General features: G+C 53.3%; 34 protein-coding genes and 1 tRNA gene. 16 read left to right on the top strand and 19 right to left on the bottom strand.

Going from position 1 to position 25,251, the window contains the following annotated elements:
* Positions 1-19: 19 nt before the first annotated feature.
* A complete protein-coding gene (locus tag DG177_RS11965) occupies positions 20-208 on the top strand; it encodes a hypothetical protein (RefSeq protein ID WP_108811690.1) in 189 nt (62 codons plus the stop codon).
* 93 nt (positions 209-301) lie between these two features.
* Here DG177_RS11965 and DG177_RS11960 read toward each other — a convergent pair whose 3' ends face one another.
* Positions 302-664, bottom strand: coding sequence for a DUF883 family protein (locus DG177_RS11960; protein ID WP_337658778.1), 363 nt, complete (start codon positions 662-664; stop codon positions 302-304).
* A gap of 94 nt (positions 665-758) precedes the next feature.
* A complete protein-coding gene (locus DG177_RS11955) occupies positions 759-1,352 on the bottom strand; it encodes a CC0125/CC1285 family lipoprotein (protein ID WP_337658777.1) in 594 nt (197 codons plus the stop codon).
* A 272-nt stretch (positions 1,353-1,624) separates the two neighbouring features.
* Here DG177_RS11955 and DG177_RS11950 point away from each other — a divergent pair, with 272 nt between their 5' ends.
* Positions 1,625-2,068: a baeRF12 domain-containing protein gene (locus DG177_RS11950; RefSeq protein WP_108811688.1), complete on the top strand. Its 444-nt coding sequence runs from the start codon at positions 1,625-1,627 to the stop codon at positions 2,066-2,068.
* Positions 2,069-2,154: 86 nt separating this feature from the next.
* Here DG177_RS11950 and DG177_RS11945 read toward each other — a convergent pair whose 3' ends face one another.
* Together DG177_RS11945 and DG177_RS11940 are read right to left on the bottom strand one after the other, a co-directional pair.
* Positions 2,155-2,742: a GNAT family N-acetyltransferase gene (locus DG177_RS11945; protein WP_337658775.1), complete on the bottom strand. Its 588-nt coding sequence runs from the start codon at positions 2,740-2,742 to the stop codon at positions 2,155-2,157.
* 252 nt (positions 2,743-2,994) lie between these two features.
* A tRNA-Ser gene (locus DG177_RS11940) sits at positions 2,995-3,084 on the bottom strand.
* Positions 3,085-3,190: 106 nt separating this feature from the next.
* Here DG177_RS11940 and DG177_RS11935 point away from each other — a divergent pair.
* The 6 genes from DG177_RS11935 (at position 3,191) to DG177_RS11905 (ending at position 8,494) form a co-directional block, all read left to right on the top strand.
* Positions 3,191-4,300 carry a peptidylprolyl isomerase gene (locus DG177_RS11935; RefSeq protein WP_108811687.1) on the top strand — a complete coding sequence of 370 codons (1,110 nt, stop codon included), beginning with the start codon at positions 3,191-3,193 and terminating at the stop codon, positions 4,298-4,300.
* Between the two features lie 271 nt (positions 4,301-4,571).
* The gene (locus DG177_RS11925; protein ID WP_108811685.1) at positions 4,572-5,537 is read left to right on the top strand and encodes a peptidylprolyl isomerase; all 966 of its coding nucleotides are present in this window, start codon (positions 4,572-4,574) and stop codon (positions 5,535-5,537) included.
* An 88-nt stretch (positions 5,538-5,625) separates the two neighbouring features.
* A complete protein-coding gene (ald, locus tag DG177_RS11920; RefSeq protein WP_108811684.1) occupies positions 5,626-6,750 on the top strand; it encodes an alanine dehydrogenase in 1,125 nt (374 codons plus the stop codon).
* 14 nt (positions 6,751-6,764) lie between these two features.
* Positions 6,765-7,736, top strand: a complete 972-nt coding sequence (locus DG177_RS11915) for an oxidoreductase (protein WP_108811683.1) — start codon at positions 6,765-6,767, stop codon at positions 7,734-7,736.
* The gene (locus DG177_RS11910; RefSeq protein WP_108811682.1) at positions 7,736-7,948 is read left to right on the top strand and encodes a DUF5818 domain-containing protein; all 213 of its coding nucleotides are present in this window, start codon (positions 7,736-7,738) and stop codon (positions 7,946-7,948) included. The genes DG177_RS11915 and DG177_RS11910 overlap by 1 nt, the downstream gene beginning before the upstream one ends.
* Positions 7,949-7,966: 18 nt before the next feature.
* Positions 7,967-8,494, top strand: a complete 528-nt coding sequence (locus DG177_RS11905; RefSeq protein ID WP_108811681.1) for a GNAT family N-acetyltransferase — start codon at positions 7,967-7,969, stop codon at positions 8,492-8,494.
* On the opposite strand, the gene rpoN is transcribed toward DG177_RS11905, so the two are convergent.
* From rpoN to DG177_RS11880, 5 genes are all read right to left on the bottom strand, one after another.
* Positions 8,491-10,014, bottom strand: coding sequence for an RNA polymerase factor sigma-54 (rpoN, locus tag DG177_RS11900; RefSeq protein ID WP_108811680.1), 1,524 nt, complete (start codon positions 10,012-10,014; stop codon positions 8,491-8,493). The two genes, DG177_RS11905 and rpoN, sit on opposite strands and share 4 nt — an antisense overlap.
* A gap of 19 nt (positions 10,015-10,033) precedes the next feature.
* Positions 10,034-10,828, bottom strand: a complete 795-nt coding sequence (lptB, locus tag DG177_RS11895) for an LPS export ABC transporter ATP-binding protein (RefSeq protein ID WP_108811679.1) — start codon at positions 10,826-10,828, stop codon at positions 10,034-10,036.
* Positions 10,829-11,050: 222 nt separating this feature from the next.
* Positions 11,051-11,596, bottom strand: a complete 546-nt coding sequence (locus DG177_RS11890; protein ID WP_443216439.1) for an LptA/OstA family protein — start codon at positions 11,594-11,596, stop codon at positions 11,051-11,053.
* 3 nt (positions 11,597-11,599) lie between these two features.
* Positions 11,600-12,244: an LPS export ABC transporter periplasmic protein LptC gene (gene lptC, locus DG177_RS11885; RefSeq protein ID WP_108811677.1), complete on the bottom strand. Its 645-nt coding sequence runs from the start codon at positions 12,242-12,244 to the stop codon at positions 11,600-11,602.
* A gap of 57 nt (positions 12,245-12,301) precedes the next feature.
* Entirely contained in the window at positions 12,302-12,919 is a 618-nt protein-coding gene (locus tag DG177_RS11880; RefSeq protein WP_108811676.1) for a ribonuclease H-like domain-containing protein, read from the bottom strand.
* 146 nt (positions 12,920-13,065) lie between these two features.
* On the opposite strand from DG177_RS11880, the gene DG177_RS11875 reads away from it, so the two are divergent.
* On the top strand, positions 13,066-13,428 hold the full coding sequence (locus DG177_RS11875; protein WP_108811675.1) for a DUF4870 domain-containing protein: 363 nt from the start codon (positions 13,066-13,068) through the stop codon (positions 13,426-13,428).
* A gap of 188 nt (positions 13,429-13,616) precedes the next feature.
* Positions 13,617-14,294 (top strand): cold shock domain-containing protein, encoded by a 678-nt coding sequence (locus tag DG177_RS11870; RefSeq protein ID WP_108811674.1) that lies wholly within the window; start codon positions 13,617-13,619, stop codon positions 14,292-14,294.
* Between the two features lie 137 nt (positions 14,295-14,431).
* Here DG177_RS11870 and DG177_RS11865 read toward each other — a convergent pair whose 3' ends face one another.
* The 3 genes from DG177_RS11865 to DG177_RS11855 form a co-directional block, all read right to left on the bottom strand.
* Positions 14,432-14,896 (bottom strand): Dps family protein, encoded by a 465-nt coding sequence (locus DG177_RS11865; RefSeq protein WP_337658774.1) that lies wholly within the window; start codon positions 14,894-14,896, stop codon positions 14,432-14,434.
* A 133-nt stretch (positions 14,897-15,029) separates the two neighbouring features.
* Positions 15,030-15,596, bottom strand: a complete 567-nt coding sequence (locus tag DG177_RS11860) for a TMEM165/GDT1 family protein (RefSeq protein ID WP_108811672.1) — start codon at positions 15,594-15,596, stop codon at positions 15,030-15,032.
* A gap of 11 nt (positions 15,597-15,607) precedes the next feature.
* On the bottom strand, positions 15,608-15,943 hold the full coding sequence (locus DG177_RS11855; protein WP_108811671.1) for a hypothetical protein: 336 nt from the start codon (positions 15,941-15,943) through the stop codon (positions 15,608-15,610).
* 206 nt (positions 15,944-16,149) lie between these two features.
* On the opposite strand from DG177_RS11855, the gene rpmG reads away from it, so the two are divergent.
* Positions 16,150-16,317, top strand: a complete 168-nt coding sequence (gene rpmG, locus DG177_RS11850; RefSeq protein WP_108811670.1) for a 50S ribosomal protein L33 — start codon at positions 16,150-16,152, stop codon at positions 16,315-16,317.
* A 39-nt stretch (positions 16,318-16,356) separates the two neighbouring features.
* On the opposite strand, the gene DG177_RS11845 is transcribed toward rpmG, so the two are convergent.
* Positions 16,357-16,725 (bottom strand): response regulator, encoded by a 369-nt coding sequence (locus DG177_RS11845; protein WP_108811669.1) that lies wholly within the window; start codon positions 16,723-16,725, stop codon positions 16,357-16,359.
* Between the two features lie 53 nt (positions 16,726-16,778).
* Between DG177_RS11845 and DG177_RS11840 the strand changes: the two genes are divergently transcribed.
* Genes DG177_RS11840 through DG177_RS11820 form a run of 5 tightly spaced genes read left to right on the top strand, consistent with a single transcriptional unit; the run spans position 16,779 to position 20,138 of the window.
* Positions 16,779-17,066, top strand: a complete 288-nt coding sequence (locus DG177_RS11840) for a DUF3572 family protein (RefSeq protein WP_108811668.1) — start codon at positions 16,779-16,781, stop codon at positions 17,064-17,066.
* A complete protein-coding gene (locus DG177_RS11835) occupies positions 17,063-17,737 on the top strand; it encodes a hypothetical protein (protein WP_108811667.1) in 675 nt (224 codons plus the stop codon). Before DG177_RS11840 ends, DG177_RS11835 begins: the two co-directional genes overlap by 4 nt.
* A 13-nt stretch (positions 17,738-17,750) precedes the next feature.
* A complete protein-coding gene (locus tag DG177_RS11830) occupies positions 17,751-18,218 on the top strand; it encodes an Atu1372/SO_1960 family protein (RefSeq protein WP_108811666.1) in 468 nt (155 codons plus the stop codon).
* Positions 18,196-18,957, top strand: a complete 762-nt coding sequence (locus DG177_RS11825) for a glycerophosphodiester phosphodiesterase family protein (RefSeq protein WP_337658773.1) — start codon at positions 18,196-18,198, stop codon at positions 18,955-18,957. The genes DG177_RS11830 and DG177_RS11825 overlap by 23 nt, the downstream gene beginning before the upstream one ends.
* Positions 18,958-18,971: 14 nt before the next feature.
* On the top strand, positions 18,972-20,138 hold the full coding sequence (locus DG177_RS11820) for a GNAT family N-acetyltransferase (RefSeq protein WP_108811664.1): 1,167 nt from the start codon (positions 18,972-18,974) through the stop codon (positions 20,136-20,138).
* Positions 20,139-20,144: 6 nt separating this feature from the next.
* On the opposite strand, the gene DG177_RS11815 is transcribed toward DG177_RS11820, so the two are convergent.
* The 6 genes from DG177_RS11815 to DG177_RS11790 form a co-directional block, all read right to left on the bottom strand.
* Positions 20,145-20,441 (bottom strand): SEL1-like repeat protein, encoded by a 297-nt coding sequence (locus DG177_RS11815; RefSeq protein WP_108811663.1) that lies wholly within the window; start codon positions 20,439-20,441, stop codon positions 20,145-20,147.
* Between the two features lie 174 nt (positions 20,442-20,615).
* On the bottom strand, positions 20,616-21,455 hold the full coding sequence (gene panC / locus DG177_RS11810) for a pantoate--beta-alanine ligase (protein WP_108811662.1): 840 nt from the start codon (positions 21,453-21,455) through the stop codon (positions 20,616-20,618).
* Positions 21,456-21,526: 71 nt separating this feature from the next.
* A complete protein-coding gene (locus DG177_RS11805; protein ID WP_108811661.1) occupies positions 21,527-22,165 on the bottom strand; it encodes a TetR family transcriptional regulator in 639 nt (212 codons plus the stop codon).
* A gap of 53 nt (positions 22,166-22,218) precedes the next feature.
* Positions 22,219-23,088 (bottom strand): enoyl-CoA hydratase-related protein, encoded by an 870-nt coding sequence (locus DG177_RS11800; protein WP_108811660.1) that lies wholly within the window; start codon positions 23,086-23,088, stop codon positions 22,219-22,221.
* 54 nt (positions 23,089-23,142) lie between these two features.
* Positions 23,143-23,928: an SDR family NAD(P)-dependent oxidoreductase gene (locus DG177_RS11795; protein ID WP_108811659.1), complete on the bottom strand. Its 786-nt coding sequence runs from the start codon at positions 23,926-23,928 to the stop codon at positions 23,143-23,145.
* A 22-nt stretch (positions 23,929-23,950) separates the two neighbouring features.
* On the bottom strand, positions 23,951-25,123 hold the full coding sequence (locus tag DG177_RS11790; protein WP_108811658.1) for an acetyl-CoA C-acetyltransferase: 1,173 nt from the start codon (positions 25,121-25,123) through the stop codon (positions 23,951-23,953).
* Between the last annotated feature and the right edge of the window lie 128 nt (positions 25,124-25,251).

Raw genomic sequence — 25,251 nt, 5'->3', positions numbered from 1 at the left:
GCAATGGAAGGAGCTCCCAATGACCAATCATGCGCAACAAGAGCCCGGACGACCGGACGAATTCCCTACCCCTCAGCCATCGGAGACACCGCCGCTTGATCCAGATCGGATTAGCGACCCGGGATCACCGGAAACACCGGCCCCTAAACCTGAGCAGCCGGGCGAACGTCCACCGGAATATCCTATACCCAACGAAGATATCGCCTAGCTTGCCGCGCTATTGCGGCCCCGACATATCTATCGGCTGTCAGACTTTGATTCGACGTAGCATTCAGGGTTTCGGAAGCCTGGGTTTAGGAAGTCAGGGTTTAACCCCATTTTGTGCCCACATGGCCAGCGCACCAATCGCCAGGCCCGCACCCGTTGCCGCCAGCACGCTGGCAAAAGGATGTTGCTGAACCTCGTTGGCAATTGCCTCTTTTCTTTGTTCGCTTGCTTCGCGCAATTCTGCACCACGCTCTCGCAGCTCTTCGCCCTTTTCCTTGAGCGTTTCGGTTGCCTGTTCAGTGAATTGCTTCATCCGTTCCGAGGCATCTTCAGCGACATCGTCCTTCAACTTGCGAATATCACCTTGCAGACGTTCCAGATCGCTGCGGATAACTGCGATCTGACTGCCATAATCATGGTCATGCTGAGGATGGCTCAGGGTTGCTTCTTTGTTCATTTTTCTCACTCCTTTTTTAGTGTTGCCAGCGAAAATATGCCTCTCGAGATCCATGGTCATTACGTAATTGTCACTAGGCTGAATCGATCTGCAACTAGCTTTTCGGCCACTCGATCGTCGGCGCCAGATCAACCAGAACCTGACGAGCGTTAAATATCTTCTGGCCATCTTCCGGCATCGGCCCGCGGCCCATTTTTATCTCGGCATGGGCTTCAAATTTTTCGACGGTTCGCACATCAACATCATAGGTCCAGAACCGACGGCCAAAATGCGGATGCCAGGTGGTCCAGCCATTGCCGCGATAATAGCGCCAATGCGGTTGCCAATAGAGATAACCGGTCCCGTACCAGGGGTCATAGCGCGGAGAGCGATCAACATAGGTACGGCGGTCGCGTTCGGTCCGGTGATCAATTAGCATGAACCAGTCATAGCCATTCTGATCGGTGAGTTCTGCTGCTCGGTAAAGCAAATAGCCTTCGACACGATCACGCGAGGTAAAAAAATTCCCGGCGAAGTCCACCCGATAATGGTCATCGGCGATGCGGGTATCGGAATAGCCGCCAGATACTCTTTGCCCCGAAATATTCGGTTGATAAGGCGTGGCAGTTGCGCAGGCGACAAGCACAAAAGTGAGCATCAGCGCTACAGTCCTGATGGTGCGTTTACAAAGGTCAGGCAAGAGGGGCATGATTTACTCCCATCGGATCACGTTGTGGATTGAAACGAGATGACCCAAATTCCAGAAGCCGATGTGATTTGTCTTTACGTATTTGTTCGGAGCATGGCCGTCAGGCCGTCTGAACTGTTTTGATATCCTGCACTTTCAAGAGCTTCATCCGTAACAATACCTATCGCAGTAGCGGCCCCGGTCGTCGTAATTATATGTTATCGTGACGTAGCTTGTAACATGCTGTATCTTGAACGCAGCATAGGGCCTAAACTCAAATACAGGAAACAGAAGTGCTGATACGCAATGGTAGTTTGATCGTGGCGGTCGATGGATCGCGCATGTCTATTTTCCGCAATATCGGTGAGGCTTTCAAGCCCGCCCTTGAGCTTCTGGAAGAGCATCAGAATCCGTCTCCCCGGTCATCCGAGCTGGGTACAGATCGGCCAGGCCGCAGTTCGCAAAGCACAAGTCCGCGCAAGGGCGCCTATGAACAGACCGACCTGCATCAGCAGGCGGAGGACCGTTTTGCGCGGGAGGTGGCGGAGCGCATGGATCAGATCGCCCGCGACGCCAAAATCGATCTGGTGCTGGTCGCCGCACCGCGAGCCCTGGGCGTTATCCGTCAAAATCTGAGGACTGAAACAAGCCAGAAACTACGCGCAGAAATCGCCAAGGCCTTTGGACCGCACGAGGCAGAACCACTGGCCAAAATGCTAGAAAAACATGATGAGTGAAGGGGCTTGCGAAGCAACCGGATCGATATCCGTAGACTAAGCCCCGGTTGCCGCGCGCCGACGCCGATCGCGCCCTTGGCCGTTTATCAGGCTTCAGGCCTGCTGGACGTAAGGTCAAATTCCAGCAGCATCAGCGTCGCATCTCCAGGATAGCTTTTTGCGGTAAACCCCATTTCGCGTTCCAGCTCGATTGCCGCGTGATTTTCGCGGCTTTCAATCGATTGCAGTTTCTTGATGCCGCTGCGCCTGGCTTCGCTGATGACATATTCCAGGAAGGTCCAGCTCATCCCGCGATGCTTGTAGTCGCTGCGTACAACAATCGCGACTTCAGCAACCGACTTGTCCTCGTTGGCGCCAATCATTGCACTGGCGATGATGGTCTTGTCATCAATGTCGAGTGCCAGAAAATCTTCTTTATGATCGTGATCCACATTGATCAGATAAGATAGCAACTCCTTGCCCACTTCCGGGATCGGAGAGAGAAAGCGGAAGCGCAGGTCATCTCTGGTCACATGATTGAAAAATTCGGCCAGAGCCTCTTCATCGGATGGTGCAACCGGCCGCACATGAAATTCAAAACCAGTGCGGGTGGTCATTGGAATGCTCTTGCTCACGATCAAATCGTGACTCTCTTTGGGGGCGGGTGCTGCGGGGCCTTTTGTCGAAACGGACATGTTGAATTTCCTCTTGGGCTATTCTTCCCGATCTTGATGGTCCGGCACATATGACCTCGCGCGCGCAGCACGGTAATCCGTAATTGTCCCTATCATTGGGCAAGGCACAAATTGGCCGAGAGACTCCGGCTGTTTGTCACGAATGAGAGCCAATCCGCTTGGCAAGTGGCGCAGAAATTGACGCGATCGCCATTGTCGAACGATGATAAAGGGATTTCAAGCCTTGGCGCTATTCATGTTGCCAAACTGAAATGGCGGAGTCGGAGGGATTCGAACCCTCGATAGGTTTAACCCTATACACGCTTTCCAAGCGTGCGCGATCGACCACTCTGCCACGACTCCGCATTGCTATTCAGAATCATAAGTGGTTCGAAACTCTGACAGCGCCGCTTCCCCTAGTGCGCGAAACGCTCTTTCGCAAGAGCTTGATGATGGTTAGGGTGCCCAGATGAGAAAAAACATCCTGATGACACCCCTCGCCGCGCTGCTCGCGCTGTCGCCTGTTTCAGCGCAAGAGCTTGAAAAAAAGGAATATCCCAGTCCGAATGCGATAGTGGATGCGGCCCCGGCGAGCGACTGGAAAGCCATTGCCCCCAGCGACCTGCTGGTCATGGATCTGACCCCTGATGCAAAGGGTGAAGCGCGCCGCGTGGTCATCCAGCTGATGCCGCCGCCTTTCTCGCAAGGCTGGATCGGCAATATCCGCAAGCTCGCCGCCGCGAAATTCTGGGACGGCACCAGCATCAACCGGGTGCAGGATAATTATGTCGTCCAATGGGGCGATGCGGGATACGACAATCCGGAATCGGGCGAGACCGAGCAAAAGGCTTTGCCGGATGGTTTGGTGGAAGTGCCGGAGAGTGAGTATATCACATCCGAAGAAGCCATACATGAAGTTCATGAAAAGTTGTGGAGAACGGATCCAGATGCGGCACTGGAGGCTGAGTTTGCTGGGTCGATGCCAAGCACCGATTCGGTAGATATTGCAAACACCCGATCTGACAAGTTTCCTGAAGGATGGCATCAACGTGATTCTTATGAACAATTCGTCCAGTTTCACAAGGGCTGGCCACTAGGCAACGAACACAAGCTTTCATCTGATAAAGAATCGTTCGAAAGATATGAATTTAATAGCTTCTGGCCCGTCCATTGCTACGGCGCCGTCGGCGTAGGCCGCAACCTCTCTCCCGACACTGGCACGGGCGCAGAGCTCTATACCGTCATCGGCCATGCCCCGCGCCATCTCGACCGGAATATCGCAGTGGTCGGGCGGATCATCGAGGGCGTAGACCATCTCTCCAGCCTGCCACGCGGCAAGGGACAGTTGGGCTTTTATGCCGATCCGAAAAAACGCGTGCCGATCCGGTCGATCCGGCTGGGCACTGATGTGACCAAAGCCGAACAGATAAAGTTTGAATATCTCGACACGGGCAGCAAAACCTTTGTCCAATATGCTGACGCCCGCGCCAATCGCCGCGACCCGTTTTTTATCAAGCCAGCAGGCGGTGCGGATATCTGTAATATCCCGGTGCCGGTGCGACGCGTGAAGGCGGACTAGGGCGCTTGTTTCTTTTCTTTTGCAGGGAAACGAGCTGAATAATTAGCGCTTTCCTACATAGGCAAAAAGCGCTAATTTCTAACGATGTTTGATCTTCTGCAACAGAAACAACACCATGTGAATTGTGTGAACTTTGAAAAACACAAAGCAATCATTCATGACGCCTGTGCAATCAAAATCCTTGTCATTGCCGCGGACAGACAAGCTGTTGCACGGGCAAGCCATCGGGCTGTGAATTGTGTGAACTTTGAAAACGGAGCATCTTGAAATCATGGTATTTCGCAGCATCAAATCTATTGTGCCGTCATTGATTTTATGCGCGCTGATCGCCGCTCCGGCGCAGGCGCAGGACGAGGCCCCGGCACCAACACCGGAAGACGTTCTCAACGCCGCGCCCGCCGACCATTGGCTGCCCATCCCGGTTAGCGACCTGATGATTTTCACTCTGCCCGATGATGAAGAGGGCCATAAGCGGCAGGCGGTCATCCAGCTGATCCCGACCGAAATGTCCGGCGCGCATGTGCGCAATGTTCGCAAATTCGCCGCTCAACGCTGGTGGGATGGCACGAAAATCTATCGCGTGGCCAAGGAGTTTGTCACGCAATTTGGCGGTAACCCTGACAACAAGAAGCTCCCGAACAATCTCGCGACGGTGCCGGAAAGCGACTATTTCAACGCCGCGCTCGGCACAAAACGCGATACCGATATAGCCGCGCTTGATGCCGCAGTTGCCTATAGCAATGAATATCAGGGCACAGAGATCCGGCCACTGATGAAGATAATCTACGAAAGCTATGGCAGCAAAGTCGGCTTTGGCGCGGGCTGGCCGATTGGTATCAAGGATGGCAAAGCATTTCCGCTAACCTGTCGCGGGGCGCTATCCCCGGCCCATTATGATCCGCCAGATGCGGGCACGGGCGCGGAAATATCCATCGTTACGGGGGAAGCAGCGCGCAGTCTCGATATGACATTCGGCATGGTCGGAAGGGTGATTGACGGGCTGGAACATGTCACCAACCTGCCGCTCGGTACCGCAGCAGGCGGATTCTATGCCGACAAGTCTCAGCATATAAAAATTACATCGATCCGCCTGGCTAGCGAACTGCCGGTAGCACAGCAGCCGCGCTATGAATATCTCGCCAGCTACAGCCCGTCCTTGCTGCAATATATTGAAGCCCATGGCGGCTATGGCAATATTTGCACGGTGCCGGTGCCGATAAGGAAAGTTGCGGAGTGATGTAATTTTATTACGCAAGCCACTCGCGCATGTCATATTTTGCTGATATTGAACGCGGATAAGACTCGGCAAAAACAGGAGCCTCCCCATGCGTGTCGGTACCCCGAAAGAAGTGAAAAACCATGAATATCGCGTCGGACTGACGCCGGAATCGGTGCGGGAATTATCCGCTCACGGCCATGATGTACTGGTCGAAACGGGCGCTGGTCTGGGTATCGGCGCTGATGATAACGAGTATATCATTGCAGGCGCAACCATTGTTCCTGTCGCATCGGACATCTTCGAAAAATGCGACATGGTGGTGAAGGTGAAAGAACCGCAAGCGGCCGAACGGGCGATGTTGCGCGAAGGACAGATTTTGTTCACCTATCTCCATCTTGCACCCGATCCGGAACAAACTGCCGATCTGGTCAAATCCAAAGCGATCTGTATTGCCTATGAAACCGTAACCGGTTCTGGCGGACTGCCACTTCTCAAACCGATGAGTCAGGTCGCCGGACGCATGTCGATCCAGGCTGGCGCGACGGCACTGGAAAAAGCCCATGGCGGGCGTGGCATTTTGCTGGGCGGTGTACCGGGCGTGTCTCCTGGCAAGGTAACCGTCATCGGCGGCGGCGTGGTCGGATTTAATGCCGCGCAAATGGCCGCTGGTCTGGGGGCGGATGTGACTATTCTCGACCGCAATCCCGAAGTGCTGGAAACGCTCGGCAACTATTTCGAGGCGCGCGCCAAGACCCGTTTTTCGAACAAGGCCAATCTCGCTGAATGTGTCGCCGAGGCTGATCTGGTCATCGGTGCAGTTCTGATCCCCGGTGCAGAAGCCCCCAAGCTGGTGACCCGCGAAATGCTGTCGACCATGCGGCCCGGTTCGGTACTGGCCGATGTCGCGATTGACCAGGGCGGCTGTTTTGAAACGTCTAAAGCGACCACCCATCAGGACCCCACCTATGTAGTTGATGATGTCGTGCATTATTGTGTAGCCAATATGCCAGGCGCGGTGTCGCGGACTTCCACTTATGCGCTGAACAATGTCACCCTGCCCCATGCGCTGGCGATTGCGAACAAGGGCTGGGAAGCGGCACTGCGTGACGACGTCCATCTCGCCGAGGGACTGAACGTATGGAACGGGCATGTCACCTATCGCGCGGTGGCCGAAGATTTGGACTATGAATATATGCCGGTGTCAGAGATAGTGGGACATAAACCCGAATAGAAGGACATCACGATATGGCAGCAGCAGATCAGAAACCGCTAGGCTCAGGATTTCGAGCAAAGAGCGAGCCCCATGAAGTGCTGGCTGACATTGACCTGACCGGCAAGACCGCGATTGTCACCGGCGGCTATTCCGGCATCGGTCTGGAAACGACAAGAGCCCTGGCGGCCAAAGGTGCAAAAGTGATTGTGCCGGTGCGCGATGAGGCCAAGGCTGCCGACAATTTGGCGGGTGTCGAAGGTGATGTCACATCGGCGACGATGGATTTGTCGGACATTGCTTCGGTCCGCAAATTTGCTGATGCAATGTGTGGCAGTCTGAGCCAGCTTGACCTGCTGATCAACAATGCCGGCATCATGGCTTGCCCGCTTGATCGTGTCGGTCCCGGTTGGGAAAGCCAATTTGGCGTGAATCACATGGGCCATTTTGCCCTGACCAAAGGCTTGATGCCATTGCTCGAAAAAGCCGATGCGCCGCGCGTTGTTGCGCTGTCCTCGATCGCCCATAAACGCAATGGCATTTTGTGGGACGATATTCAGTTCGAGAAGGGTGAATATAATAAATGGACATCTTATGCCCAGGCCAAGAGCGCCAATGCCTTATTCGCCAATGCGCTGAGTCGGCGGATGGCAGGCTTTGGCGGACGCGCATTTTCGGTGCATCCGGGCGGTATTTTCACGCCGCTGCAACGCCATTTGCCGGTCGAAGAACAGATCGAACTTGGGTGGCTGGATAAAGATGGTGAGCCATCGGAAATGGCCAAAAACGGGTTTAAATCACCGGCGCAAGGTTGCACCACTAGCCTGTGGGCCGCAACATCACCGCTGCTGAACGACAAGCACGGCCTCTATTGCGAAGATTGCGATGTTGCCCAGCTGATGGATGAAAATTCGCCACCATATAGCTGTGTCGCGCCGCATGCCTGCGATGAAGATGGAGCCGAACGCCTGTGGGAATTGAGTGAAGGATTGCTCGCAGAAGTCTGATGAAAGACAATTCGAATGACAGCGAATATGCTGGGCTGTTGGTTCGCGACGGCGCCGGTTTCGTTCTGCAATCTGACGATGGTCGGCGCTATCGTCTCGAATTGCTGCGCACACCAATTGATGAAGTGGAAAAACGCGTGATCGTTACAGGACTTTTGATCGGTGATGATCAGATCGAGGCCGAAGGCGTGCGACTAGCGGATGGAAGCTGAACGGTGGAGGGGGAAGACATGATGATCCGGCCGGCCGGAGAACAGGATGTTGCCGCACTGCATAAGCTGGTGGAAAGCGCCTATCGCGGCGACAGCGCCAAGCGCGGCTGGACGCATGAGGCGGATCTGCTCGGTGGGCAGAGAACCGATTTGGAATCGCTGCAGGAAATTATGGTGGATCAGAATCAGGTCATTCTGCTCGCTATGGATGGTCCAGACATTGCCGGTTGCGTGCAATTGATGCGCGTCAGCGAAGGGCTCGCTTATCTGGGCCTGTTAACTGTCGATCCCGACCGCCAAGCGGGCGGGCTAGGCAAGAAATTGCTGGATGGATCGGAACATTATGTTGCCGAAAACTGGCAAGCCCGGGCAATTGAAATGACCGTTATCCGCCAGCGCGACGACCTGATCGCCTATTATGAAAGGCGAGGCTATGCCTTGACCGGCGAGCGGCGTCCGTTCCCGCTCGATGATCCGCGCTATGGTTTGCCAAAGACACAGGAACTGGAATTTGTGGTCCTGCGCAAAGAGATAAGAGCAGGTTAGGCCGCCTTGCCCTCAAGCGCTTTTTGCCGACGGCGCTGCACCGAACTGCCGAGCCCCAGGGCTTCCCGATATTTGGCAACCGTCCGCCGCGCAATATCGAAGCCTTTTTCTTTGAGCAGCGCGACCAGCTTGTCGTCGGAGAGAATCTTCTTCGGGTCCTCATTGTCGATCAGCGCCTTGATATGACTCTTCACCGCTTCCGCCGAAGCCGCTTCTCCACCGGTTGAGGACTGGATGCCGCTGGTGAAGAAATATTTGAGCTCAAACGTTCCGCGCGAGCAGGAGAGATATTTATTCGACGTCACCCGGCTCACGGTCGATTCATGCATTTCGATTTTGTCGGCGACATTTTTCAGCGTCAACGGGCGCAAATGCTCCACCCCTTCGCGGAAGAAATTCTCCTGCTGCTTCACAATTTCAGTGGCCACCTTGACAATCGTCCGTTGCCGCTGATCAAGCGCTTTGACCAGCCAACTGGCATCGGCGAGGCAGTCGTTGAGCCATTCTTTCGAAGCCTTGTCCTGCGCTCCGTCTTTGAGTTCGGTGAAATAGGTTCGGTTTACCAGCACCTTGGGCAGCGTCGCGCTATTCACTTCGATCAGCCATTTGCCGCCGCGTTCCGCGATGAAGATATCAGGCACCACCGCCTGCACATCGCCGCCGCCAATCTTGCATCCCGGCTTGGGATCATAGGCTCGAATTTCCGATATCATGTCCATCAGATCTTCATCGTCGACACCGCACATGCGTTTCAATTGTGGCAGGGCACCTTTGGCTAGCAGGTCAAGATTGTCGATCAGCCGTGCCATCGCCGGATCATAACGATCCGCTTCCTTCGCCTGTAGCGCCAGACATTCCGCCAGATCGCGCGCACCCACGCCGACGGGCTCAAGGGTTTGAACCTCGGCCAATATGCGCTTCACATCATCCAGCTGTACGCCTAACCGGTGCGCAAATTCTAGCAAATCCGCCTGTAAATAGCCGCATTCGTCAATCTGGTCGATCAGATGCTGGGCAATAAACAGGTCCTTGCCTGAAAGGATCGCGCCCGCCTGTTCCATCAGATGTTCGGCCAGCGTCGTTTCAGCGACCAGCATATTTTCAAAGTCAGGCGCTTCACCGCCCACAGCGCCGCTGCCCGAACTGCTGGCCCCGTTCAAGCCAAGTGTACCGTCCAGCGCGCCGTCACTTTCACTCAAGCTGTTATTGGAAAACTGATCAGCATCGCCTGCCATATCCAGCGTGGATTCGGCCTCGGCCGGGCCCGAGGATAATATCTCATCGCTACCCTGCATCCCCGGTTCGGGAGGAAGGTCAGCCCCAGCTTCCCCAACTTCGTCGCTCTTCGCCTCAGCACCGAGATCGCCGGTTTCGAGCAATGGGTTTTTTTCGATCTCTTCGGCAATATAGGTTTCAAGCTCGAGGTTGGACAGCGCCAATAGTTTGATCGCCTGCTGCAACTGCGGCGTCATCACCAGCGACTGGCTCTGCCTTAAATCAAGACGCGGCCCCAACGCCATTATGCGGAATCCCGCCTAGTCATAGGGCAAAACCCTCACCGAGATAGAGCCGCCGGACATTTTCATCTTTGACCAGTGCTTCCGGGCTACCGGCAAATAAAACCTGACCGTCATAAATGATGCAGGCTCGGTCGACGATATCGAGAGTTTCGCGCACATTATGGTCGGTGATCAGAACCCCAATACCGCGGTTTTTCAATTGGACCACAAGGTCCCGAATATCCGAGATTGAAATCGGATCGATCCCGGCAAAGGGCTCATCCAGCAAGATGATCGACGGGTCGGCAGCCAAGGCTCGCGCGATTTCACAGCGTCGCCGTTCCCCGCCGGACAGAGCCATGGCCGGAGAACCGCGCAAGCCCGTCAGCCCGAATTCATCGAGCAACCGGTCCAGCGTTTCTGCTCGCACGGCTTTGTCATTTTCGACCATCTCAAGCACAGCAAGGATATTCTGCTCCACAGTCATTCCGCGAAATATTGATGTTTCCTGTGGCAAGTAACCCAGGCCTAATATCGCACGACGATACATAGGAAGCGGCGTGATATCTTCGCCATCAAGCATGATCCGGCCTGCATCCGGGCGCACCAGTCCCATAACGGAATAAAAGCATGTTGTCTTGCCGGCGCCGTTGGGACCGAGCAGTCCAACCACTTCGCCCCGGCCAACCGAGAGGGACACATCCGATAGAACGGAACGTTTGTCATAGCTTTTGGCAATGGACACAACCGCGAGGCCATGTTCCATGGCATCACTGGCCATCGCAGAACCGGTCTGGGCCATGGCTGGGGTCTCAAAAGTGGTCGCGTCGTTCATCTTGTTCCTTCAGCTCAGGTCCTGTTTGAACCCGATTAGATTGTATAATGGTTAACAACATGGCCCAATTTACTCGAAATTGGCAAGCTTTATGCATGATTGTTCGAAAATGCTTCTTTTGAGCGCGATAGAGACGTGTTTTAACGCTGATCTGCCAGCAACATATCAAACATGCACCGCAATATGCTCGCCAAAAATTAATATTATGAAATCGCCAGAAACCTAGTTGGTGCGCTGCGGCACGGTAAAAGTCCCGGATACTCGGCCATTGGAATTTTGCGTTCCGGGTGTGGATCCGCCTGCGGCCCTGCCATCGATGGTGGAGCGCCCGGAGGCCAGATCGATAATCACACGACCACCCGACAACCGGTTGGTTCCCTGGGTCAATGTAACACCACCGACCAATGTAATGAGACGCCGATTCAGATCATAAATTGCAACATCGCCGCTAGCCGTGTCGCTGCCCTTGCGGATGGTCACTCCTCCGGAGGCATCAATCCGGTCCACTTCAATACCGCTCGTATTCCGATAGGCTACCGTCATGCGTGAGGAATTCAGGACGAGCCCTGCCTGTTCCACCCGAACAGCGCCAGACAGTACAACGCGGTCTGCCCGGTCTTGTACTTCAATGCGTCCGGCATCGAAATTAACCGGCGCATTGCTGTTATGACCGCCAAAAACCTGAGCCGGCGCAGGACCGGCAAATGTCAGTACGGCCGTTGTGGCTATCAACGCCCCAACAGAGGCAGCAAGAAAAGAACCTTTGATCATCTATCGTCCTCTTAATCCATTTTGGACGATGCGCAACTTTGCATTGCCATCCAATGTGACGGTCCGATTTGCCATATCCGCCATCAGGTTATCAGCGCGGAATGTCCCGATATTCGTGCGACCTTCGACCGGAGCATCACTTTTCAATGTCCGGCTCTTTAGATCCACGGTTACATTATTGGTTGTCAGTCGGTAACCGCCCGCACTTTCCAATTGCACCGTGCCCGGCACCATGACGTCCTCACGATCCATGTCATAGCGGCCTTCACCCGCGCGGATTTGTGCAGGACCATCGCCCAGCAATATGCGGGCCGAAAGGTCTTTCAGTTCGACAACCGCTTCACGTGAACTCTTCTGAACTGCCGAACCGGCCTTGATCGAGAATGGTCGTCCCTGGCTGTCCTCACCTCGATACAGAGCCTCGGTGACGCGCATGCGTTCCTTCGCGACATCGACGCTATTCTTATCGAGAACAAAACTGATTTCACCACTGGTTGTAAATGGCGCAAGTGCCAGCACGGCACCCAAGGCCCCAACGCCCAGTGGTAATATAACCCGCAATAGCCGGATGTTGCGATCATGACTGCCGCCTGGGGATGCAAATTGCTGTCTTTTGCTCTTTATATGTTCAGTTGTAACGGTCATTTATGTGTAAATGCAAAGCACCAGTTAAAGTTTATCATCGCTGAATTGGAACCCGTTTCAGGCATGCGCAAAAATGTCTGTTTCCGGCCAGCCAGCGATATCCAGCCGTGCGCGGTGGGGAAGAAAATCGAAACAAGCCTGCGCCATTGCGGTGCGTCCTTCCCGTTCCAGGCGTACTTCCAGCTCGTCCTTCAGGCGGTGCAGAAAACGAACATCGGATGCGGCATAGTCTCGTTGTGCCTCGCTCAGATCAGGGCCGCCCCAGTCACTTGACTGCTGCTGTTTGGAAATATCCTGACCAAGCAGTTCACGAACCAGCTCCTTCAATCCGTGGCGATCTGTATAGGTGCGGATCAGACGGGATGCGATTTTTGTACAGAATACCGGCTCCGCCATTACACCCATATAATATTCGATAGCAGCAAGATCGAACCGCGCAAAATGGTAAAGCTTGATCCGTGCCGGGTCTGCCAAAACTTGCTTTAAATTTGGCGCGGCAAAATCACTACCGGGATTGAAACGGACCAAATGTTCATCACCATTGCCGTCCGATATCTGGAGAAGGCATAACCGATCACGCAAGGTTTGAAGGCCCATGGTTTCCGTATCCACCGCAACAGGCCCGTCTGCCAATACATCTGCGGGCAAATCTTCTTCGTGGAAAAATACTGCCATTACCTATCGCTCCGCGCTGATGCATTTGAAAATTTTTCAATAAAACTGTTCATAGCTGTGGTATGTGCCGCAGCATCGGTTAAACAGCAAGAATTAGATTACAGTCCAAGTGCAGATTAGACGAGGGTAAAAAGGGGAAGAGTCAGATGGCAGATCAAGCACCACAACCGACATCAAGCGGTTTCGACATGAACAAGGCCACGATTATATCGTTATTGTATATTGCCAGCTTCTTTGTTGGCGTTACCGGAATCGTAGGCGTTATCTTGGCCTTTGTCTGGAAGGATGAGGTCGCCGGTACGTGGGAAGAGAGTCACTTACAGTTTCATATCATGACATTTGTTATCGGGCTGATCGGCAGTGTAATCGGTGTAATTCTGTCGATTGTTCTTATTGGTATACCATTGTTAATCGCGTTGGCTGTCTGGGTTCTGGTGCGTTCAATAATGGCACTGTTGAAGGCCCAGAGACAGGAACCTATCGCCGATCCCAAGACCTGGCTCTTCTGATAAGGCTTATCCAGCGCAGTCAGAATATGGCAGAAATTAACCTTGTGCGGATTTTTATTCGCATAAGCTTTGGTTTTTCTATATGGTTACACCGCGCAATATCGGGATTCGCGTAAGAAAATGCTCGTGCCATCGTCCGCTACGACATTGGATTTGATTTATCGGACGAAGTGAAAGACGATTCAAGAATGGGTTTTGATAGAAACCGGCGTGGCAGAGGCCGGGACAAGCGTGATAGCTTTGGTGATGAGAATTTTGACGGATATCAAGGCGATAGCGGACCTCCGGTAGAAAGATATACACGGCCAGATACAGGTTATAGCGGCGGACAGCGTGGCGGCGGAGGTGGCGGCAGCGGAATGCCCGACCAAGTCGTTGGTGAAAGCAGCGGCAAGGTAAAATTCTTCAATGCCCAAAAAGGCTTTGGCTTCATTGTCCAGGATGCTGGCGGCGAAGATGTGTTTGTGCATATCAGCCAGGTGGAACGGGCCGGACTGAAAGGTCTTGCCGAGGGCCAGGGCCTGCGGTTCTCTTTGGTTGATCGTGGTGGCAAAGTATCAGCGTCGGACATTCAAATTGACGGTGACCTCATTGAAGTGGCCGAACCAGCCGCCCGCGAAGATCGCGGCGGTCCACCTCAGCGTGAACTGACAGGTGAAAAAGCATCTGGCACGGTCAAGTTTTTCAATAGCATGAAGGGCTTTGGTTTCATCCAGCGCGATGACGGTCAACCCGATGCCTTTGTGCATATCTCAGCGGTAGAACGCGCGGGTATGCGAGGCTTGGAAGAAGGCGACAAATTGGAATTTGAACTGGAAGTGGATCGCCGCGGTAAAACCGCCGCTGTGAATTTGGTTTCCAAATAACAAATTCTACTTTCAGAGATCAGACATGAAGATAGCGGGCGAAAGTCCGCTATTTTTTTGCCTATTGATCATGCCATCGCGATAGAGCCGACAGGCGGAAATCCTATCGGCTCTTTCGCAACTCAGTTCCAACCGGTTCAGTCGTTTTGAACAGTTTCGAGCAGAAACCATGCCCGTTGTTCCGCCTGATCCGTCCAATCATCAATTATTCCGTCAGTGGCATTATCGCCGGCATCTCCCGCCAACTCCTTTGCTACCCGCAAATTGGCGATCAGCGTCAAATTATCTTGACGTAACTCGATGAGCATCTGTGTCGCGGACAGTTTCTCGGCGTCATTGTCGGCGATATTCTGTCGCTTTGATATGTCACCAATGGATGTCAGTGTCCGTTGACCATTTTTGCGGACTCGCTCGGCAATTGCATCTGTCGTCAACAATATCTGAGCTGCTTGCTCGTCAAACAACAAATGATACTCACGAAAGTGGGGGCCCGAAACGTGCCAGTGGAAGTTTTTTGTCTTGAAATAAAGGGCAAAACTATCAGCCAAAACCACATTCAGGGCTTCGGCGAGCGCTTTTCTTGCATTGTCACCAGTTGTCATATCAATCTCCATCGCTTTGTCTGCGTTATGAGAAAGAAATAGGGAGCCGACCGGGACAAAGCCAACGCAAAACACGGGTTTGAATAATCGCTTTTATCGATATTTAATTTACCTAAAGATCGATTATTCGAATTTAGATAATTCCCCACGCACTCAAGGCCATCACAGTGCCAATGATGAGGAATATCCCGCCTCCCGTGTTACGAATAGCCTTAATCGGAAGCATCTCGGCCAGTTTTTCATGTAATATCAATGCGGGAACGCAAGCCGCCATCACCCCTATCCAGCCGCCTGCTGCGGCGAAGGCCCAGGCGTCGGTGCGTGCTGCGGTTGCCGCCAATATGAACTGCCCCTTGTCTCCAAATTGCAGGATGAAGAGCCCCAGAAACGACGTCCAGAACGGCCCCAATGTCCACTTCTCTAGCAAATCAACCGGCCGCCGCCATGCTACCATGCCGATACCTGCGAAAAGCAAGGACAGGGCGTAGAAGAGCCGCAATGGCTCCTCGCTGATCCAGTCGTTCACAACCGATCCGCCGAGCGCGGAGATCAGGCAATTGAGCAATGTTGCCAAGCCCAATCCCCAGATAATCGGGACAACTCGGCCATAACGAATGGCAAGAGCGGCACATAATATCTGTGGGCGATCGCCAATTTCCGCCAGAAGCAACGCGAATAAGGAGGTTAGAAATGCATCCACAAGGGCGGCCGTTAGGGCTGACCACCGAGCCGCAAAGCCACGCTGGCCAGTAGAGCCTCAGACATGGCGCTGTTAATCGGACCGCATGTCAGGGCTTCCTCCATCGCCGCGATATAGGAATCTGCTACAACCACACCAGAACCTCTTTGCAGCGCCTGTTGCAGCGTGGCCTCGCAAGCGCAACTGAGATCATGCAGTGCGGTCAGATGGTGTTGAGCAGCCTTTTGCCGCACCTGATCAAGATGCATCAAGAATTGTACCGGATGCGTTTCCACCAGAGAAGCCGGCATGCCTTCGAGCAGAGCCAGCATTTCGGCCTGTACCAACATATTTTGATCGTGATCCATAGACAAAGTCCCAAATTACCGGATCACCATGCAAAAATATGGTTAAAGGGCCGTAAATGGTCGATCGGCAATTGCGGTCGCGAGATGTCTTCGCTTTTTCTTGACAATCGTCGTCGTTTTCAGCATTAGCGCGCTCAATTACAGCGGATTGCGCCGGATTATTGGCCAGGCCGCTATTTCAGAAAATCGCTTTTAAGGAATGCGCCATGGCGAAACCAGCCAATGTAAAAATCAAACTCGTCAGCACGGCGGATACCGGCTTTTTTTACGTAACCCGTAAAAACCCGCGCAATCTCACCGAAAAAATGGTGCAGCGCAAATATGATCCGATTGTGCGCAAGCATGTCGAGTTCAAAGAAGCGAAAATCAAGTAAACCGCTTTTTCATCGAAAAATCGAGAATTTGATGCGATCTTAGCGTTGCAGGACACCCTGTACCGATTCGATAAACTTCGCCACCGATATTGGCTTTGAAACATAGGCTTCTGCTCCGGCGCTTAAAATCCGGTCTTCATCGCCCTTGCCCGCATAGGCCGTTACAGCCATGATCGGGATGATCTTGAGCTGAACATCTTTCTTGATTTGCTCGATCAGCTCCAACCCACTGACATGAGGCAGCTGAATGTCCATGATCACGAGATTGGGCACAAAACTGCGCGCTTTTTCCAGTACTTCCCGTCCATCCTTGACCGGTTCGACGACAAAACCATGCGCGCGCAGCAGGTCGCAGAACAGTTTCAGGTTCAGCTCGTTATCCTCAACAACTAAAACTCTTTTCGCCACGAGATGACTTGCCCCTTCCAAACGCCCTGTTAACCCTTTAGGCGAAAGCCGAAATGGAAACAAACAGCAATATCTCCGCAGAATCTGAAATTTTGGCGCTGCAGGCGCTGGGCTGGGTGTTGCAGGATGAAGATCGTGCCCAGCGTTTGCTGGCGTTGACCGGGCTGGATCCCAGAGAATTAAGGTCAGGGTTGGAAGATCCCGCAATGCTGTCCTCGCTCCTGGGTTTTCTCGCCAATCATGAACCCGATCTCGTCTCCTGCGCAGAATCGATTGGCGTTCCGCCCGAAAAACTTGCGGCAGCCGCCCAATATCTGAACAATTCAGGAGATGTTTTATGAGTCAAAAGCCGCTTTTGATAAGCGACTGCGATGAAGTCTTGTTGCATATGGTCGTTCCGTTCCGTGAATGGCTGGATGCCGACAAGCATATCCATTTCGACCTGGAATCCGGAAGTTTTGTTGACGCGCTGCGCCACAAGCATGATGGCACATTGGTGCCTCAGGATGCCGTCTGGCCGATGCTCAAGGAATTTTTTGACGGCGAGATGCACCGACAAGGCGCGATTGATGGTGCTGTTGATGCCATAAACAAGCTGGCGGAAAGCGCCGATGTCGTAATCCTGACCAACCTGCTAGATGATCGCCGAGAAGCGCGCGCTGAGCAACTTCGCGCCGTCGGGATCGATTTCCCAGTCTATTGCAATCAAGGTGGTAAAGGTGAACCATTGGCGCAAATTGTCGCCGATCATAATCCCAGTGTAACTGTCTTTGTTGATGATCTCGGCCATCAACATGGCAGCGTCGCCAAATATGCTCCAGACGTCTGGCGCCTTCAAATGGTTGGCGAACCAATCCTTGCTAAACATATCAACACCAATCCCGCAGCTCATGACCGGATCGATCTGTGGTCCGAAGCACTGGATTGGATCACCGATAAATTCGAAGACGGTCAAGCAGCTCCGGTTATCAATTTGCCGCCAGAAGAGCTTGACCAGTTTGCAAAGACGTGATTGATTCTAAGCTATGATAGATAATGTTGAAAAAGCATTGAACGCCAAAGGTATCGAGCTGCCCAAAGCGGCGGCACCGGTCGCATCCTATGTCCCGGCAGTCGAAATAAACGGCTTGCTCCATATTAGCGGACAGGTCTCGATGGCGGACGGCAAGCTGATCACCGGCCGATTGGGCGATGGCATGACCCTCGAAGAGGGCCAGGATGCCGCGAAAGCCTGTGCCCTGATGATTGCTGCACAGATCAAACAAGCGGCTGGATCACTGGACCGGGTAGACCGGATCGTAAAGCTCGGTGTGTTCGTGAACAGTACGGCTGAATATACCGATCATCCGAAAGTCGCCAATGGATGCTCCGACATGATGGAGGTCATTTTTGGCGCGGCCGGACAACATGCCCGCAGTGCAGTTGGCGTTGCCGCCCTGCCGCTTGGCGTGGCGGTAGAGGTAGACGCAATTGTCGCTATCAAGCCAGCTTGATGCGATGCTGGCACCGGCGCCGGATCCAGCCCGGGTCGCGTTTCTCAAAGGACAACCTTATGCCCATCGTGGGTTGCATGGAAACGGCGTCTTAGAGAATAGTCCGACCGCTTTTGAAGCTGCGATAAAGCTTGGTCATGGTATCGAATGTGATGTCCAGGCTGCCGAAGACGGCACCGCGTTCGTCTTTCACGATTTTGAGCTCGATCGGTTAACGGCACAACAAGGCATGCTGGCCAATTTGCGCGCGTCCGATATTGACAAGATTGACCTCAAGGATGGCCATGGGAAGATCCCGCGCCTCCGTGCCGTACTTACACAGATTGGCGGGCAGGTGCCGATACTGATCGAGATTAAATCCAAGGACAGGCGCGTCGGTCCGCTATGCTTATCGGTCCGCCGGGCATTGGAAGGCTATTCCGGCAAGGCAGCGATTATGTCATTCAATCCACTTGTCTCCGCATGGTTTCGCAAAAATGCGGCGCATATCGTGCGTGGATTGGTTGTCACGGAGGAAGATAGTAAAAACCTCAAAGGACAGATTGCACGGCATCAAAGCCTGTGGACGGCAAAGCCTGATTTTCTCGCCTATGATGTCCGGGACTTTCCTTCCTCATTCGCCGCGTCCAACCGGGCACGTGGTCTACCGGTCGTTACCTGGACCGTTCGCACGGCAAGTCAGGAAAAAATTGCAAAGATTCATGCTGATGAACCGGTTTATGAGTTACCGCAGACCTGATAGCATAACGGTTCATGTCTGATTCTCCCCCAACATCAACCGAAAAACCCGGCGAGATCATCGCACGCGTAGCAGATGATATTGCAAGCCTGCCGCAGGATGAATGGGATAACTGTGCGGGAATCAATAACCCTTTCGTTTCCCATGCCTTTTTATCCGCCATGGAAGAGTCTGGCAGTGTCGGACCAGGGACTGGATGGAAGTCACTGCCAATCTTGATCGAAGATACAGCAGGGAAAATCGCGGCTTGCCTGCCCAGCTATCTGAAATCCCACAGTCAAGGTGAGTATATTTTTGATCAGCAGTGGGCGCATGCGTTTGAAAATGCTGGCGGGCAATATTATCCAAAGATCCAGGTTGCTTCTCCGTTTTCTCCAGTGCCCGGGCCCCGCCTGTTGTTGCGCGATGAAGCCATGGCTGTGCCACTTTTGCGTGCAGCCGAACAGCTGGCTGCCAATAACCGGATTTCATCCGTTCACGCGACCTTTGTTGCCGAGAACCAGCTTGATTATTTCCGCGAAGCCGGATGGATGATCCGATCAGACAGCCAATTTCATTGGCGCAATGATGGCTATGCTGATTTTGAGCAATTTCTCGCCGCTCTATCGTCCCGCAAACGTAAAGCGATTAGGAAAGAGCGGCGCAGAGCCAAAGAGGCGGTAGACATCATCCATGTCTCCGGGGCTGATATTACCAGCGAATATTGGGACTATTTCTGGATATTCTATCAAGATACCGGCGCCCGAAAATGGGGCACACCTTACCTGACACGTGCGGCGTTCGACCTGCTTCATGAGAAGATGAGCGACAAATTACTGCTGATTTTGGCACTGCAAGATGGTGTTCCAATTGCCGGTGCGTTGAATGTTATCGGGGAAGAGACTTTATATGGCCGCTATTGGGGCTGTACTCGCGACATCCCGTTCCTGCATTTCGAGCTTTGCTACTATCAGGCCATTGATGCCGCGATCCTGCGGCGTCTGAAATATGTGGAGGCAGGTGCGCAAGGTAGTCATAAACTGGCGCGTGGTTATCAACCCGTACCGACCTGGTCGGCTCATTATATTGTCGATCCTGGGTTTCGTTCAGCTATAGCCGATTATCTGGACCGAGAGCGGCAGGCGGTCGCCGCTGATATCGAATTTCTGGCCGATATGGGGCCGTTTAAGAAATCCGGCTAAGCAGGATTAGGCAGCGCGGCGAGAGGTTTCCTGCAACCAGCTGCGTGCTTCGCGCTGTGCTTCGGCAATTTCTCTAGCGGTCATTTCGAGTGAAATTTCTGCGCGGCAGACTTTGCTCTCATCATGGCCGGATAGCGACGCCAGGTTAAACCACTTATGTGCCTCGACCAGATCAACATCCACACCTTCTGAACCGGTTGAATAAATCACTCCGAGATCAAAATAAGCATTGCTGCTACCCTGTGCGGCTTCTGCGAGCCGGCTTTCAATCAAAAAGGCTGCGCTTTTCATGCTGTTGCCCATAGTCTTCAAGTCCCTGTTCCTAATGCGCCTCTTTTGGCGACAGGTGGACTTTCACAGCAATTTCTTAAAAGAATGGTTAACGGGATCGGCAAAAACTTGCCGGATGGGTCACTAAAACCTCGAAAAAACGACATTTTACATGTTTTTGCAAGGTTAACGCATCCCGCCCGAAAGCTAAGCTACAGCGATATTATCGATCAATCTTGTGCTGCCAATATGCGCTGCGGCCAACAAACGGGCGGGTTTGTCAAAAACAGTCATATTTTCAAGTGTTTCGGCATTTCTGAGTTCGAAATAATCGACGTTTTGAAAGCCCGAAGCGAGCAATTTCGCTTTTGCGCCATCCAAAATAGAAGCAACATCACCACCGTTCGAGATGGTGCTGGCGGCCTCTCGCATGGTGTCCGGCAAAGCAACGGCCTGATCACGTTGCGTGGGTGTCAAATAGGCATTACGCGACGACAAGGCCAGGCCATCATGATCGCGAACGGTCGGCACACCGACGATATCATGCGTAAAATCAAGATCGCGAGCCATTCGCCGGATAACCGCAAGCTGCTGATAATCTTTCTCGCCAAAAAAGGCTGCATCAGGCCTGATCTGATTGAATAATTTTGCAACTATCGTTGCAACCCCGTCAAAATGCCCAGGACGCGATCCACCACAAAGGCCGGTGCTGACCCCGCTGACACCAATATTGGTGGCGAAGCCATCCGGATAGACCTGATCGACGGTTGGAGCCCAGATAAGATCAACCTCCGCTGTTTCCAGAAGCGCCGCATCAGCGGCTTCCTGGCGAGGATAGGCGTCAAGGTCTTCGCCTTCACCAAATTGCGTCGGATTGACGAATATCGATACCACAACCGCATCACATTGCGCTCGTGCAGTCTCGACCAACTGCATATGACCAGAATGCAAAGCCCCCATTGTCGGCACCAGGCCGAGTGTGGATTTGCTTTGCCTGATGGTACCCAGCGCTTCTCGAAGCGGGCTGAGCTTTCTTATTATCTGCATATTTATTCAACTATCGACGATTGCGAGCCTTTGCAAATATCGGTAACCAGCGCGGCCTCTTGCCGATTATATCAGGCCAGAATTCCGGCCATGATCAGATCCACTGTCTGTTCGCGATATGCGTCACGCATCTTCTCGTGAAAATCATCGCGGCCATAGCAATATTTCCAAACCAGCTTGCCGGTGAAAAACCGATCTGCCGCACCCGTAACCGCAGAATAAAAGAGCTGCGGGTCAAGATTACGGAAGACACCTGTTTTAATGCCGTCGCCAACGAAAATACTATAGGCTTCCGACAAGGGTTTGAGATATTTTTCAGCAATAGCGCGCGCGCCTTCAGGTGGCAGATCACGGATCAGCCGCATCGTCAGGCGGTGAATATAAGGATATTGATAATAGGTATCTATCACCGCGCCAATATGGTGGCGCAACTTGTCCTCAGGCGGCATATCCTTTGCGATTAAAAGCCCGACATCCTCGACAATCTTGGTCATGTCGCGCTCGAGGATCGCTTCCAACAAGCCATCTTTGTTGCCGAAATAATATTTGACCAGCGCACTGTTAAGACCAGACCGCACCGACAGTTCGCTAAAGGAAATATCAATCGTGTCGCCCTCACGCATGATCTGACTGGCTGTCTCGATCAGTTTTCCGCGCGCGCTCGCCCCGTCAATATCCCCGTTTTTTTCAGCCTGTTTTTCGGCGCTCATTATATTTCCCCTCAATCGGCAGGCCTTTACCAAAGCAGGTCCGCCTCAAGCAATTACTTATAAACAGGTTCGTCCCACCAAGGGAAGGTGTCTGGCATATTGGTCGACACTTTGTCCGGATAGACAGGATCGCGTTTTTCCAGGAAACTCGCTATCCCTTCTGCAGCATCACCAGATTTTGCGCGATTATAGATGATCCGGCTGTCAATCTTGTGCGCTTCCATCGGATGATCGGCGCAGGGTATCTGCCATAGCATCTGCCGCGTCAGCGCAATCGAAACAGGGGCGGTATTGTCGACAATTTCTCGCGCTAGCGCATAGGCGGCGGGGAGCAGTTCATCGGGCTTGTGGATCGAGCGGATTAGTCCACCATCCAATGCTTCCTGCGCATTGAACACCCGCCCGGTCATACACCATTCCAATGCCTGTGGCCGGCCAACTATATGCGGCAGAAACCAGCTCGCCGCGCCATCGGGGGCAATGCCGCGCCGGGCAAAGACAAATCCGAACCGCGCTGTTTCGCTGGCGAGGCGAATGTCCATCGGTAGTTGCAACGTTGCACCAACACCAACGGCGGCGCCATTGACCGCGGCAATGACCGGTTTAAGGCATTGATAGATACGCAAAGTCAGCTTGCCGCCGCCATCACGCACCCGTGGGTCTGAATAATCCTCCACCGGATCGCTGCTAGCAAATGGCTTGCCGCCGCCCTCTGGTGTCAGATCAGCACCGGCACAAAAGGCGCGATCACCCGCTCCCGTAACGACTACTGCTCGCACATCATCATCGGCATCAATTTGATCAAAGGCGTCGCACATTTCCTTCAACATGGTGTTGGTGAAGGCATTCATTTTTTCCGGACGGTTGATCGTGATGGTCGCGATATTGTCGGCGACGTCATATTGGATCTGGGTATAGGTCATGGGGAGGGTCCTGTGTATCAAACCCCTCCCACCGAAGCGGGAGGGGTTTCGAGATTACCGTGGTGCCATACGGATCGCGCCATCCAGCCGCACATCTTCGCCGTTGAAATAACCGGTTTCGATCATGCACATGGCCAATTTGGCATATTCGTCAGGCTGGCCGAGGCGTTTCGGAAAAGGAACTGATGCGGACAGAGCATCGCGAACTTTGTCGGGTGCGCCAGCGAGCAACGGCGTGTCGAAAATACCTGGCAGGATCGTGTTTACACGAATGCCTTCAGCCATCAGATCGCGTGCGATTGGAAGGGTCATACCAACCACGCCGCCTTTGGATGCTGAATAAGCAGCCTGACCCATTTGACCGTCTTCCGCCGCAACAGAAGCGGTGTTGACCATCGCACCGCGCTCGCCATTGTCGTCGAGAGGATCAAGCGTCAGCATACCAGCCGCCGATTTTGCGATACAACGGAAGGTGCCGACCAGGTTTACCTGGATGACAAAGTTAAACGCATCCAAGGGAAAATGGCTAATCGAGCCATCTTCACGGCTGCGTTTCGCAGTCTTGATTGCGTTACCAATACCGGCACAGTTGACCAGGATACGCTCCTGACCAATAGCGGCCCGCGCTTTTTCAAAGCCGGCATCGACGCTTTCATCATCGGTCACATTGACCTTGCAAAAAACGCCGCCCAGTTCGGCCGCGAGCGCTTCACCCTTTTCTTCGTTCAAATCGAACAAGGCAACTTTTACGCCTTTTTCAGCCAAGCGCCGCGCTGTCGCTGCACCGAGGCCAGAGGCACCGCCTGTAACTACCGCCGACATTGTGTTGTTGAGTTCCATGAATTTTCTTTCTGTTTTAAACTTAATTCAAACGTTCGATAATCGTGACATTAGCCTGACCACCGCCTTCGCACATGGTCTGTAGACCAAATTTGGAACCGCGATTCTCCATTGCGTTGAGCAGTGTTGCCATCAGCTTGGTACCGGAAGCGCCGAGTGGATGGCCCAAAGCAATCGCGCCACCATGGACGTTGATCTTGCTGCGGTCTGCACCGGTATGCTTCAGCCAAGCGAGCGGCACAGGAGCGAATGCTTCGTTGACCTCATAGAGATCAATATCGCCGATATTCATGCCCGCACGTTTCAGCGCCCGGTCGGTTGCGAATAGCGGTTCTTCCAGCATGATCACTGGATCACCTGCCGTCACTGTCAGATTGACGATCTTCGCACGGGGCGTCAGACCATGGTCTTTCAGGGCCTGTTCCGAACAAACCAAAACAGCGCTGGAGCCATCGCAAATCTGACTAGCATTCGCCGCCGTGATCGCGCCACCTTCTTGCAGGACTTTCACGCCGCCGATGCTTTCCATGCTGGCATCAAAGCGAATGCCCTCATCCACCTTGTGCATTTCATCGCCTTCAGGAGTTTCCACTTTTACGGCGACAATCTCATTTTCAAAAGCACCAGATTCAGTCGCGGAAATCGCTTTTTGGTGGCTTTCCAATGCGAAAGCATCAAGGTCGTCTCGGTTGAAACCATGTTTTTTCACCAGCATTTCAGCACCCATGAACTGGCTGAACTGGACGCCGGGATAGGCTTGTTCGAGACGTTCACTTTTGTTGATGCCCAAACCAGCATCTTTGAACAGCTTGAACGTTGACCCCATAGGCACGCGCGTCATGCTTTCAATGCCGTGCGCCAGAACCATGTCCTGCGTGCCGGACATAATGCCCTGGGCTGCGAACTGGATTGACTGCTGCGATGATCCGCACTGACGGTCGATAGAAACGGAAGGGATGCTGTCAGGCAGCTTGGATGCCAATACGCTGTTGCGGCCGACATCGCCGGACTGCTCGCCGCCTTGCATGACGCAGCCGGTGATCACGTCCTCAATTGCCGCCGCATCAAAATCGTTGCGGTCGGCAATCGCGTCCAGAGTCGCTGCGCCAAGATCGACCGGGTGCACGCCGGCCAATCGGCCACCACGTCGGCCACCTGCGGTCCGTACTGCATCTACAATATAGGCTTCTGCCATCTTCCTGCTCCTTAAAAACTGCGTGAGAATCCAAAATTTAACTGAACGATTAAACCTGCGCTGCCCTAGCGTCAAATGAAAAAGCCGATCATCACAATAGTGATAACCGGCTTTGTTCCAACATAACC

The sequence above is a fragment of the Sphingorhabdus sp. Alg231-15 genome, assembly GCF_900149705.1.
Taxonomy (GTDB): Bacteria; Pseudomonadota; Alphaproteobacteria; order Sphingomonadales; family Sphingomonadaceae; genus Parasphingorhabdus.
The sequence above is the reverse complement of the archived record's forward strand: the minus strand, read 5'-3'. Positions and strand labels throughout refer to the sequence as shown.